Source organism: Staphylococcus sp. MSU001 (assembly GCF_052976705.1).
Map to the genome: position 1 here is coordinate 39732 of NZ_JBRIKK010000004.1, position 12883 is coordinate 52614.

Below are 12883 nucleotides of genomic sequence, written 5' to 3' on the forward strand. Positions count from 1 at the left end.
ATAAATTGTTGAAATCGCTTTCTTTAGGGTGTACGATAACTATGGCCTAAAAATAAAGAAAGAAGGTTTTGGGGAAATGGATATTATTTTAGGAGTAGGGACTTTAGTACTCGTTCTTATTATCATGACGCTTTTCTTAAATTTTGCGCCATATGGTAAACAAGGTTTACAAGCTTTATCAGGGGCTGCTTGTGCCACGTTTTTACCACAGGCGTTCTTAAGTTACGCAATTGGTGGCGTATTCCATGTTAAATTTTTCCAAGAAATTGGTGATTTAGCAGGGAGTTTAAGTGGTATAGCTGTTGGTATATTAACTTGTCTAAAGTTAGAAGTGTCTCCAGTATTTGCAGTCATTGTAGGTTTAATATTACATGACTCAAAATTATTACCTGCGTTTATCGCAGCGTATGTTGTTGCATTTGGAATCAAGTTTGTTGAGAAAAAAGTTCCAGAGGGACTAGATTTAATTGTTGTTATTTTATTGGCTCCAGCAGTTACATTTGGTCTTGCAAACTTAATTTCTCCAGGGGTTATTGCAGTACTTAAACAAATTGGTAGTGCAATCACTTCAGTAGGTGATAACAACCCATATGCATTAGCAGTCATTTTAGGACTTGTTATTCCTGTAACTGGTATGACGCCATTAAGCTCAATGGTACTTACAAGCTTATTAGGTTTAACTGGTATTCCAATGGCAATTGGTGCGTTAACATGTACAGGAGCATCTTTTGTTAATGGAATCTTATTTAGCAAATTAAAAATTGGTAATAAAGGTAATGCCTTCGCGGTATTTGTAGAGCCGTTAACTCAAATTGACTTAATTGCCAAATATCCGCTACAACTGTTTGGTGCGAATGCCATTATTGGTGTTGTAAATGCTTGTATTGTCACATACAGTGGACTAGTTATTGATATTAAAGGTATGGCAACACCTATAGCAGGTGCTATTGTACTTTATGGCTTTAACGATGCTGTAAGATCTACAATTACAATTATCGCAGTAGCAATTGCAAGTGTGATATTAGCGTACGTTATTAGTGCTATTATTAATAAATTTAACTTGATGAATGTCGGATTCAAGTTACCACGTAGAAAAAACCAAGTTAAGGAGAGTGTTTAATGATGGCTAAAAGCTATGATTATCAAAGTGCTTTCGATATTATTGGACCAGTAATGATGGGACCTTCAAGTTCTCATACAGCAGGTGCAGTAAAAATTGGTAATTCAGCGAGAGCTGTGTTAGGAGATATGCCTAAGCATATAGAAATTCGTTATTATGAATCTTTTGCTAAAACGCATCAAGGGCATGGTACAGACGTTGCTATTGTCGGAGGTGCTATGGGCTACAGCACTTTCGATAGTAGAATTAAATCATCCTTAGACATAGCAAAAGATGAAAATATTACAATTGATATTATTGAAGATGAAGGAGAAAGTATTGGTCAACATCCTAACTGTGCTTATATCAAAGCAAATACGAAAGACGGACGTTATATAGAAGTGATAGGTATTTCTATTGGTGGCGGTACAATCAAACTAAAAGGTATCAATGTAAATGGTTTAGATGTGGAACTGAATCATGGGCTTCCAATGTTAGTTATAGATGGAAATATGAATAAAGCTAAAATAAATCATCTTATTAATGATTTATCAGATATGAACTTAGACCTAGGTGAAGAATTAATAAAAACAAATGATAATGAAGGTTTAGTTGTATTTCCTTTAAATAAAGCAATCTCAGAATCAGCATTAAATATTATTAAAGATAAACATAGTGATTTAAACGTTTCCTATATCAAATAGAGGGGGATTAACATGTTTGATTCAATTAGAGAGACAATAGATTATTCAGTTGAAAATAACATCAGTTTTGCTGATATGATGATTAATGATGAAATGGAAAGAGAAGGTAAATCTCGCGAAGAAGTGCGTGATTTAATGAGACAAAACTTAAACGTTATGCGTGAGGCGGTTGAAAAAGGTACGACTGGCGACGGTGTAGAAAGTGTGACAGGTTATACAGGACATGACGCTGCTAAACTTCGAGATTACAACGAGAATAATCATGCATTATCAGGTCATGAAATGATTGATGCAGTCAAAGGTGCAGTTGCAACGAACGAAGTTAATGCAGCAATGGGTATTATTTGTGCTACTCCGACAGCTGGTTCCTCGGGAACGATTCCCGGCGTAATATTGAAATTAGAAAAAACTCATAATATCACTGAAGATCAAATGATAGATTTTCTATTCACATCAGCTTTATTCGGGCGAGTAGTTGCAAACAATGCGAGCGTTGCCGGTGCAACTGGTGGTTGTCAAGCCGAAGTGGGTTCGGCATCTGCAATGGCTGCAGCTGCTGCAGTATCAATTTTTAACGGGTCACCTGAACAATCAGGACATGCCATGGCATTGGCAATTAGTAACTTATTAGGCTTAGTTTGCGATCCAGTTGCTGGTTTAGTTGAAATTCCATGTGTAATGCGTAATGCTATTGGTTCAGGAAATGCATTAATATCTGCAGACCTTGCACTAGCTGGAGTTGAAAGTCAAATTCCAGTAGATGAAGTCATAGGTGCTATGGATAGAGTGGGTCGTAATTTACCTGCATCATTAAGAGAAACAGGTTTAGGTGGTTTAGCAGGTACACCTACTGGCGAAGAAATCAAACGTAAAATATTCGGCGAAGCAGACAACATGGTTAAAAATAAATAATTAATATTTAAATGCTCAGGCTTTATAAATTATAAAGCTTGAGCATTTTTAGTAGTAAAAGATGTTAAAAATAAAGAAAAAATTATAAAAGATAAAGTTCTTATATTAAGAACGCCTTTAATCATATGATTATAGGCGTTTTATATATTGCAAATTTTCTGACAACAACATAAAATAGCTAAAAAGGGGTTGATGAAATGCTGAGATTATTTTTGATCTTCATCGCATTCATCATTAACACGACGATAACTTATTTATGGACCATCGAGGGAACATGGCCCAACTTGCTATTTAAATCATTATCATTGAGCATGATAATTGTTTTTATATTCTATTACATTCGTTTTGTTATTGAAGATAAAAAAGAAGACTGAAGAAATAAAAAATAAAGCGTATCTTTTTGGATTAACTTATTTAATAATAACTCCACACTTTCTTATGAATCGGATAAATCATATTGATAAAATGATAAATCGAGCCATCGATTAAACTTATAACCTACATTTTTAATTGTACCTGCATGTGAGAAGTCAAACTTCTTATGTAATGCGATACTGTCCATGTTCGATGCATCAATCCCGGCAACAATGGTGCGATAACCTTGTTCTTTAGCGTAATGAATTAAATTCTCTAATAATTGAGAAGCGATACCTAGTCCTCTGTACTGTTGATGAACATATATTGAATGTTCAATAGTATATAAATAGGCCGGCCATTGTCTAAAGGAACCATAAGTGGCAAAACCAACCACTTTCCCTTCTTTTTCATAAACCCATATAGGTTCGTTTATTTTTGCTTTAGATTGATACCATTGAAGACGTTCATCTAATTGTTGTGGCTTATACGTATAAACAGCTGTTGTATTAAGGATAGCATCATTATAAATTGTCAAAATATCTTGAAGATCCTCTAGTCGTGCAAATCTAATCATCTCAATCCCTCAAATCTTTAAAATTATTATTTTTATTCAATAGACAATGCATCATCTTCAGGCATTCTCATCTAGTTCAGATATCACATCATGTAATGTTGAATTTTTAATTTAATGCTATACTAAACTAAAATTATATAATTTGCGAAATAAATATAAAGGAGTAACATAAATGAAGCAGTGGATGAATAGATTAATCACCTTAATAGGCGTATTGTTAATCATTTTAGCTATTTATTTATTCTCAAAGCCATATATCGATAATTATCTTCATGAAAAAGATAACGATCATAAAATTGAAAATTATGATAAAAAGGAAAAAGAACAGACAAAGACATCTAAATCGACGCCAAAGATACCTTCCGATAAATCTAAAATGGCTGGTTATATAGAAGTTCCAGATGCGCAAATAAAAGAACCTGTATACCCTGGTCCAGCAACGCCAGAACAACTCAATAGAGGTGTAAGTTTTGCAGAAGGTGACGAATCTCTTAATCAACAGAACATTTCAATTGCTGGTCATACGTTTACTGATCGTCCGCACTATCAATTTACAAATTTAAAATCAGCAAAAATCGGTAGTAAAGTGTATTTTAAAACTGGAAATCAAACTAGAAAGTATAAAATAACTAAAATACGTGATGTTAAACCTACAGAGGTTAAGGTATTAGACGAACATCCTAATAAGAAAAATCAATTAACATTAATTACTTGTGATGACTATAATGAAGAAACGGGTGTTTGGGAAACAAGGAAAATATTCATAGCTACACAAATTAACTAATATTCTTATAAGTGAAAGATACGTAATAAACTGTATGAATTATGTTCTGCTTCGAGAAGAAGCTTTGTTAAAATGAATTTTAATAACTTATTGATTAGAGAGTTAAGGACAAAGTGATTGTCCTTGGCTCTTTTTAATATGTCGATTCAAGTTATATAAATGAAAATAAGAGATTTATCTTATATATTAAGCGATAGTGTGAATGACAAAGGTAATTATTTTTTATGTTGAAAACAATTTCAATATATGAATATGTTTTCACTATATTTGATATTGCTTCAATCCCAAATCCAACAGCTATATAATGATTATGAATTTTAATCTATAGATAGGGGGCTTAACGATGATTAAAGCCATTGCGGTAGATATGGATGGAACATTTCTTGACTCAAATAAACAGTTTGATAGAAATCGTTTTGAAACTATTTTTAAAGAATTAATAGATAAAAATATCAAATTTATAGCTGCGAGTGGGAATCAATTTGCAAAGCTAAAATCAATTTTTGGAGATAGGGAAATGTTCTTTATATCTGAAAATGGAGCAGTCATCTATAAAGGGAATCAACTTTATAATTATCGAAGTTTTGATCAGTATATTTTTCAAAAAGTTGTAAATTATTTAAATTTGAATCAAAAGATAAACAATTTGATTATTTGTGGCGTAAAAAGTGCATATATTTTAAAAGAGACAAGCGAAGCATTTAAGCAAGATGCACGTACATATTATCACCAACTCATAGAGATTGACTCCTTACAAACATTACCTGACGATGATTATGTAAAAATTGCTTTCAATATTAATCGTCAAACTCATCCAGACTTAGATGAGAAATTAGCTCTTAAGTTTAAAGATGATATTAAACTAGTATCAAGTGGAAGAGATAGTATAGATGTTATTATGCCAAATATGACTAAGGGTCAAGCTTTGTCTAGATTATTAAAAGAATGGCAAATGTCTGCTTCACATTTAATGGCATTTGGAGATGCAAATAACGATAAAGATATGTTGGAACTCGCCGAACATAGTTATGTCATGGCTAATAGTGAAGATCAATCATTATTTAATATAGCGAGTCATGTGGCACCTTCCAATGATGAACAAGGCGTACTATCAACAATCGAAAATGTTGTTCTCGGTTATTCTAATAAATAATAAAATGGTTAAATGTCTGAAACATTAACATGTACAGACGCTTAACCATTTTTTTATTAGAAAAGTAAAATGTTTTTTATTTTATTCACATTAATACCAAGTGATAATGTAATGATATAGGGTAAGTAAATCGAAATAATGATAAATAATATCTTGATTACAGTGATTACTGAATTTATTCGTATTAGTTTAATCGCGTATCACATGTGCCAGTATTAATTACTGATAATGCAGCATTCAAACCACCCTCGACTAAATTTTGTACTGCTTCATCAGAGAAAAAGGCAATATGAGGTGTAACTAAAATATTTTCATTTCTAATTAGGTCTAATAATATTGGGTCATCAATCGTTTGATTTGACCAATCAAAGGTGAAATAATTAGCTTCATTTTCATATGTGTCAATGGCAGCACCTGATAATGTACCATTATTTACTGCTTCAATTAAATCAGGCGTGTTAATCACAGCTCCTCTTGCAGCATTAACTAAAACGGCACCTTTTTTAACTTTTTTAAACATATTGTTATCAAATAAATGAAAACTATCTTTATTAGCGGGTACATGTAAAGAGATAATATCAGCATCTTTAATTGCATCCTCTATTGTTTCTTTATATTCTAAGAAAGATAAAGAATGATTAGGGTATGCATCATAACCAACTACTTTCGCACCAAAACCAGCATAGATTTTACCTGTTGCAGCACCAATACGTCCTGTACCGATGATTGCTACGGTCATGTTTTTTACTGGACGAGACATAATAGGGGACGCCCACGTGAAATTATGTGCTTGCACACGTTTTTCAATTGTTGGGAATTTTCGTACGAGCTGCAGAGCGATAGATACCGAATATTCAGCAATTGTTTCAGGTGAATAACTAGGTATATTCGAGATAATAATTCCATGTTTTTTTGCAAGTTCTAAGTCATACATATCAAATCCAGCCGTACGTTGTGCAATTTGTTTAATACCATAAGACTCTAATTTAGGGTAAACTTCAGGTTCTAATTTACCGAACTGCATTGTTGTCACACCGTCATAATCTTTTAATTGATCGACTGTATCTACACTTAAAAGTTCTGTTGATGTAGTAACATCGATATTATTTTCCTTTCCCCAACGTAATGCCATGTCCTTTTCATATGCTCTTGTACCGAAAAACATAATTTTTGTCATTAAAATTACCTCATTTCTAAAATTTAGAATTAATGAATAGTAAAAACATTCACAAGTCAGTACTTATGATTTTTTTATTATATGTGATTTAATTCACTAAACAAGTTATTTCATAGGTCTTTTAAATTTCTAAATTATACTAACTATATAAGTGAGCTGAAGAGATTAGAAATCAATTACTTTAGTTACACTTTGAAGTCGTATATAATTTGTATCAACAGAAGTAAAGAGAGGAAGGTATGATTGTGAATCAAATGAATCAAACGATTGTTGATGCATTCCATTTTAGACATGCGACAAAAGAATTTGACCCTGCGAAAAAAATTAGTGATGAAGATTTTAATACGATTTTAGAAACAGGTAGATTATCTCCAAGTTCACTAGGTTTAGAACCTTGGCACTTTGTAGTGGTTCAAAATAAAGAATTGAGAGAAAAATTGAAAGCCTATAGTTGGGGAGCACAAAAGCAACTTGATACAGCAAGTCACTTTGTATTAATTTTTGCCCGTAAGAATGTGACGGCTCATACAGAATACGTGCAACATTTACTTCGTGGTGTTAAAAAATATGAAGAAAGTACAATTCCAGCTGTTGAAAATAAATTTGATGATTTCCAAGAAAGTTTCCATATCGCCGATAATGAACGAACATTGTATGATTGGGCGAGTAAACAAACATATATTGCGTTAGCAAACATGATGACAAGTGCTGCATTACTAGGTATCGACTCATGTCCAATTGAAGGATTTGATTTAGACAAAGTGACTGAAATTCTTTCTGATGAGGGTGTTTTAGATACAGAACAATTTGGTATTTCAGTTATGGTAGGCTTTGGTTACAGAGCACAAGAGCCTAAACATGGCAAAGTTAGACAAAATGAAGACGACATCATTAGTTGGATTGAATAAAGAAATTTTATGAAACCACAAGGTATAGCATAGGTTTATGTTAAATACTATAGTTTACTCCTGATAGTGAGAACTTTAATCAAGTACGATTATATGAATTTAAAATTGAGTGAGTTATCAATAATTAATATATAAACAACCTGAGATTTCTACTTGAAGCCTCAGATTTTTTTGTTGAATATAATAAAATTTTTATACGTTGAATAATAAAACTCGAAGCGGGTACAACACAAACATAGTCACTTTTATTGATGATGCAAACAGATAATTTTGCATTATTTACAAAAGAGGTTAAAATAAGTGTTACATTGAGTAAACGCTTACATTTTATTAGGGATAAGCGATTACTTCAAATATCACTAAAAAAGGATGGGTTTTAATGACAAATATTAACGTAAGAAATTATATAGATGAAAGTTACGGCTTGTTTATTAACAATGAATTCCAAGCTAGTGATAGTGGGGAAACATTAACTGTTTCTAATCCAGCTAATGGTGAAGATTTAGCTAAAGTTGCACGCTCTGGTAAAAAAGATGTGGATAAAGCTGTTCAGGCAGCTCATGATGCATTTGATAGTTGGAGTAAGATTTCTAAAGAAGAACGTGCAGATTATCTATTAGAAATTAGTCGACGTATTCATGAGAAAACTGAACATTTAGCGACAGTTGAATCACTGCAAAATGGTAAACCCTATCGTGAAACATCAACAATTGATGTACCACAAGCAGCCAATCAATTTAAGTATTTTGCTAGCGTTTTAACAACTGACGAAGGTTCAGTTAATGAAATTGATCAAAATACAATGAGTTTAGTTGTTAATGAACCTGTTGGAGTTGTTGGTGCAGTAGTAGCATGGAACTTCCCAATTTTATTAGCATCATGGAAATTAGGACCAGCTTTAGCAGCAGGTAATACAGTAGTAATTCAACCATCATCATCTACGCCTTTATCATTAATTGAACTTGCTAAAATTTTCCAAGAAGTTCTTCCTAAAGGAGTAGTTAATGTCTTAACTGGTAAAGGGTCTGAATCAGGAGACGCTATTTTCCATCATGAAGGTGTAGACAAATTATCATTTACAGGTTCTACTGACGTGGGTTACGGTGTAGCACAAGCAGGTGCTGAACGTATCGTTCCTACAACATTAGAATTAGGTGGTAAAAGTGCTAATATTATCTTTGATGACGCTAATTTAGAGCAAGTGATTGAAGGTGTTCAACTTGGTATATTATTTAACCAAGGTGAAGTATGTAGTGCAGGTTCAAGATTATTAGTACAATCATCTATTTACGATGAATTATTGCCAAAATTGAAAGAAGTATTTGAAAATATTAAAGTTGGCGATCCATTTGATGAAGATACTAAAATGAGTGCGCAAACTGGACCAGAACAATTAGATAAAATTGAAAGTTATATAAAAATTGCTGAAGAAGATGACAAAGCTAACATCTTAACTGGTGGTCATCGAATCACAGACAACGGCTTAGACAAAGGTTACTTCTTTGAGCCTACAATTATTGAGATTAACGATAATAAACATCAACTTGCTCAAGAAGAAATCTTTGGTCCAGTTGTAGTAGTTGAAAAATTCGATGATGAGCAAGAAGCTATCGAAATTGCAAATGATTCTGAGTATGGTTTAGCTGGAGGTATCTTTACTACAAATTTAAATCGTGCATTAAATGTAGCTAAAGCTATGAGAACAGGTCGTATTTGGATTAACACTTATAATCAAATTCCTGCAGGTGCGCCATTCGGAGGATATAAAAAATCAGGTATTGGGCGCGAAGTATATAAAGATGCTATCAAAAACTATCAACAAGTTAAAAATATCTTTATTGATACAAGCAACCAAACTAAAGGTTTATATTAATAAAAAGAGGCACTTTACAGGATGCATGCGTATGCGTGCATCCTGTTTTTTGTTGAAATTTTACTTCAATTAAAAGCAGAAAATATTTTTGAGTATTACACAAAAATTTATTTATCTGGTGAAAAATAATAAATTAATATTTGTTTTTATATTTTGTATGGTACAATAATTTTAAATATGAAAATGTTGTGAGGGATTTTATGAATTTAGAAGAAAAGAGTTATATTGAACAACAAGTAACGAATCGTGGAAAATCTACTGCTGTATCTTATGTACTTTGGTTCTTTTTAGGAGGATTTGGAGCACATAGATTTTATCATGGTAAAGTAGGAAGTGGAGTTGGATTATTAGTCTTAACATTATTAACTGTTTGGTTTACTTTTGGAATTCCTACATTAATTTGGGCTATTATTGATGCTTTTTTAATTCCAAACTGGGTTAGAGAAGATGAAGAAAGAATACGTCAGCAAGCATTAAGCGAAGTAAAATTAATGAAAAATAAATAAAATTATAAAAACCTGAGACATTGAGTGCAACGTAAAGTTAGACTAAATTCTAACATTGTGAGGTATAGTACACATCAATCTTGTCTCAGGTTTTCTTAATATATAGACAAAACACTAGAAATTACATCTACCTTATATCAAACACTTTCAACAAACCCCATAAAGACGAAGTATATGTTGGAATTCAATGGATTAGAAAAGTTGAGGTTCGAGGCTCCAACAAAGAGAATTTCACCGAAAAATTCCCAGGGCAAAGCAAGTTGTCGGTAACTTGGATAACTTATTCAAAATAAGGTGTGTATCAACTACGGTAAGTTATCATCGTTATTTTGTTTTGTTACCATGAATTGTAATGTCAAAGCCTTCAGGTGAAGTAACATGACTACTATTTGCATTAGGTTGATATATGTCAAAGTGACATAAACCATAAGTTTGTTCATTTTGAGTTCTAATCTTATTTGACTGCCAAGTATTTGTAGCTATATGATGATGATACTTTTGAGTAGACATAAATAGTGCTTGTGGGAAATTAGATATATGTTCGAACCCTAGCTTTTCAACATAAAATTCATAAGCTGATTCTAAATTGTGGGTTTTGAGATGTAAATGGCCGATTTTTCCTTCTTCCGGCCAACCTTGCCAACCTTCGTTTGAGCGTTGAGCCATTAAATCATTGACACCAACTTCCAATGTATCCATTTTGACAAAACCGTCTCGCCATACCCAGTCTTCTGAAGGACGATCATGATAGACTTCAATACCATTACCTTCAGGATCAGCGAAATATAGCGCTTCACTGACAAGGTGATCTCCGCCACCCATTGCGATGTTGTGATTGTTAGCATGATAAAGGAAGTCTGCTAAATCGCTACGAGTCGGTAAAAGATAAGCAACATGGAATAAACCTGCTTCTCTAAATTCCGGTTGTCGACCACTGTTGAGTTCATTTAAAGTTAAAGTATAACCAAGATTTCCGATGTTGAATACGGTCTGTTGATTCGTTTGTTTTTCAATAGAAAAACCTAATACATTAGAATAGAAATCAGTTAATTTATTTAAATCTTTAACATTTAAAGTGACGTTTGTTACTTGTGTAGCATCTATAGAATGAAAATTTGTCATCGTTTCGTGTTCCTTTCAATTTTAAAATAAGTATAATTAATATACTTAAAAGATACTAAAATAGCTAATATATTGAACTAATATAAAATCTAAATAAAAGAGTAGAACTAAATTATTTTGAAATTAGTCCTACCCTTACATAGTTAACTATATGTGTGCCCATTTGATAAACGTATTGCATATTTAGTCAACTGCTATAAATTTTCGGTGAAATAAGCGAACGACGTATATCTCAAATTGATATGAGTACATTCACATAAACTATCCTAAATAAACATCTTGTGCATGATCATCTTTTTCTAATACGTTTTTTGCGAATGGACAAGAAGCGATAATTTTTAGATTGTTTTCTCGTGCATGTTCAACAACACGATTAACTAATTTTTTACCTAGACCTTGTCCACCGAGTTCATCAGAAACTCCAGTATGATCTATGTCTATCTCATTGTTATCAACCTCTTTAAATGTAATAACAGCTTTTGGGTTATTTTCGTCATCACCTACATAGAATTTATGATCGCCTTGTTTAATTTCTGCAGCCATCGACGTTCACTCCTTTAAAATAGTATATAGTTATATTTATCACGCTTTGACGTTTTCAAACATAATTGGTTTACAGTTTACATTTATATTGATAACTATTGCTTTTTTATAATGTAACGGATATAGTGATAAGCGTATAAATTGGTCATAGTAGGGAGCACTTATATTGAAGAAATTAATTATAGTGTCAATCATCATTTTAATGTTAAGCGGATGCAGTAGCTTTGATCATCGTAAACGCGAAAGTATTAATGACAAGAATAAAATGAAAGTATACACGACTGTATACGCATTTCAAAGTTTGACACAACAGATTGGTGGAAAATATGTTGACGCGCAATCAATCTATCCTGCTGGTGCTGATTTACACTCATATGAACCAACACAAAAAGATATGATTGATATTGCCAAAAGTGACCTGTTTGTCTATTCAAGTCATCAATTAGATCCTGTCGCTGCAAAGATTACGAATTCGATGACCAATAATAGCATGAAATTAGCGCTTGCCGAAGGACTCAAACAAAGTGATTTTATTCACTCTAAAGACCATGATGAAGATCATGAGCATCATTCACATCATGAAGAATCGAATCAAGATCCTCATGTTTGGTTAGATCCTGTTCTAAATCAAAAATTCGCTTTCATGATTAAAGAGAAATTAATAGAGAAAGACCCTAAACATCAAGCTTATTACAATAAAAATTATAAAATAGTAAATAAAGATATTGTGCATATTGATCAACAGCTACAATCAATAACGAAGCATTCTAAAAGAGATCAAGTTGTGATATCACACGATTCGCTAGGATATTTAGCGCATCGTTATGGTTTTAAACAACAAGGTGTTAAAGGTATGAATGATGAAGAACCTAGTCAAAAAGAGATTTTGAATATCGTTAAAGATATACAGCATTCACACGCGCCTTATGTTTTATATGAACAAAATATTACCTCCAAAATTACAGATGTTATTAAGAAAGAAACAGATACGAAACCATTAAGTTTTCATAATTTAGCTGTATTGACTAAAGAGGAGCAAAATGATGATTCAATTTCATACCAATCATTAATGAAAAAGAACATTCACGTATTAAATCGCGCACTCAATAATTAAAAACGGGGTGGGTTTAACGTTCTAAATAAAACGTTAAACCCATCCCGTTAGTTATAT

The 12883-nt window shown here is 32.4% G+C and carries 14 protein-coding genes; 10 read left to right on the top strand and 4 right to left on the bottom strand.

From position 1 onward, the window contains the following. The first annotated feature begins 76 nt into the window (after positions 1-76). The 4 genes from ACVBFA_RS02855 to ACVBFA_RS02870 all read left to right on the top strand — a co-directional run bounded on the left by ACVBFA_RS02855 (position 77) and on the right by ACVBFA_RS02870 (position 3089). A complete protein-coding gene (locus ACVBFA_RS02855; protein ID WP_002490645.1) occupies positions 77-1120 on the top strand; it encodes a PTS sugar transporter subunit IIC in 1044 nt (347 codons plus the stop codon). Positions 1121-1122: 2 nt separating this feature from the next. Continuing rightward, positions 1123-1803 (top strand): L-serine ammonia-lyase, iron-sulfur-dependent subunit beta, encoded by a 681-nt coding sequence (gene sdaAB / locus ACVBFA_RS02860; protein ID WP_002458212.1) that lies wholly within the window; start codon positions 1123-1125, stop codon positions 1801-1803. A 12-nt stretch (positions 1804-1815) separates the two neighbouring features. Further along, positions 1816-2715 (top strand): L-serine ammonia-lyase, iron-sulfur-dependent, subunit alpha, encoded by a 900-nt coding sequence (sdaAA, locus tag ACVBFA_RS02865; RefSeq protein WP_126122260.1) that lies wholly within the window; start codon positions 1816-1818, stop codon positions 2713-2715. A gap of 197 nt (positions 2716-2912) precedes the next feature. Beyond that, on the top strand, positions 2913-3089 hold the full coding sequence (locus ACVBFA_RS02870; protein WP_002447106.1) for a hypothetical protein: 177 nt from the start codon (positions 2913-2915) through the stop codon (positions 3087-3089). A 62-nt stretch (positions 3090-3151) separates the two neighbouring features. On the opposite strand, the gene ACVBFA_RS02875 is transcribed toward ACVBFA_RS02870, so the two are convergent. Next, positions 3152-3646, bottom strand: coding sequence for a GNAT family N-acetyltransferase (locus ACVBFA_RS02875; RefSeq protein WP_002475106.1), 495 nt, complete (start codon positions 3644-3646; stop codon positions 3152-3154). 172 nt (positions 3647-3818) lie between these two features. Here ACVBFA_RS02875 and srtA point away from each other — a divergent pair, with 172 nt between their 5' ends. Together srtA and ACVBFA_RS02885 are read left to right on the top strand one after the other, a co-directional pair. Then, entirely contained in the window at positions 3819-4430 is a 612-nt protein-coding gene (gene srtA, locus ACVBFA_RS02880; protein WP_002447108.1) for a class A sortase SrtA, read from the top strand. A 343-nt stretch (positions 4431-4773) separates the two neighbouring features. Beyond that, positions 4774-5583, top strand: coding sequence for a Cof-type HAD-IIB family hydrolase (locus ACVBFA_RS02885; RefSeq protein WP_002447109.1), 810 nt, complete (start codon positions 4774-4776; stop codon positions 5581-5583). Positions 5584-5767: 184 nt separating this feature from the next. Here the strand turns inward: ACVBFA_RS02885 and ACVBFA_RS02890 are convergent, their stop codons facing one another. Continuing rightward, on the bottom strand, positions 5768-6760 hold the full coding sequence (locus ACVBFA_RS02890) for a D-lactate dehydrogenase (protein WP_002447110.1): 993 nt from the start codon (positions 6758-6760) through the stop codon (positions 5768-5770). A 245-nt stretch (positions 6761-7005) separates the two neighbouring features. Between ACVBFA_RS02890 and ACVBFA_RS02895 the strand changes: the two genes are divergently transcribed. The 3 genes from ACVBFA_RS02895 to ACVBFA_RS02905 all read left to right on the top strand — a co-directional run bounded on the left by ACVBFA_RS02895 (position 7006) and on the right by ACVBFA_RS02905 (position 10047). Then, a complete protein-coding gene (locus ACVBFA_RS02895) occupies positions 7006-7668 on the top strand; it encodes an NAD(P)H-dependent oxidoreductase (protein ID WP_002447111.1) in 663 nt (220 codons plus the stop codon). Positions 7669-8047: 379 nt separating this feature from the next. Further along, the gene (locus tag ACVBFA_RS02900) at positions 8048-9541 is read left to right on the top strand and encodes an aldehyde dehydrogenase family protein (RefSeq protein ID WP_126122259.1); all 1494 of its coding nucleotides are present in this window, start codon (positions 8048-8050) and stop codon (positions 9539-9541) included. A gap of 200 nt (positions 9542-9741) precedes the next feature. Beyond that, positions 9742-10047 (top strand): TM2 domain-containing protein, encoded by a 306-nt coding sequence (locus ACVBFA_RS02905; protein ID WP_002458205.1) that lies wholly within the window; start codon positions 9742-9744, stop codon positions 10045-10047. Between the two features lie 324 nt (positions 10048-10371). Here the strand turns inward: ACVBFA_RS02905 and ACVBFA_RS02910 are convergent, their stop codons facing one another. After that, positions 10372-11169 carry a VOC family protein gene (locus ACVBFA_RS02910; RefSeq protein ID WP_126122258.1) on the bottom strand — a complete coding sequence of 266 codons (798 nt, stop codon included), beginning with the start codon at positions 11167-11169 and terminating at the stop codon, positions 10372-10374. Positions 11170-11430: 261 nt separating this feature from the next. After that, on the bottom strand, positions 11431-11712 hold the full coding sequence (locus tag ACVBFA_RS02915; RefSeq protein ID WP_002484947.1) for a GNAT family N-acetyltransferase: 282 nt from the start codon (positions 11710-11712) through the stop codon (positions 11431-11433). 166 nt (positions 11713-11878) lie between these two features. Here ACVBFA_RS02915 and ACVBFA_RS02920 point away from each other — a divergent pair, with 166 nt between their 5' ends. Then, the gene (locus ACVBFA_RS02920; protein WP_002490656.1) at positions 11879-12826 is read left to right on the top strand and encodes a metal ABC transporter solute-binding protein, Zn/Mn family; all 948 of its coding nucleotides are present in this window, start codon (positions 11879-11881) and stop codon (positions 12824-12826) included. Positions 12827-12883: the final 57 nt, after the last annotated feature.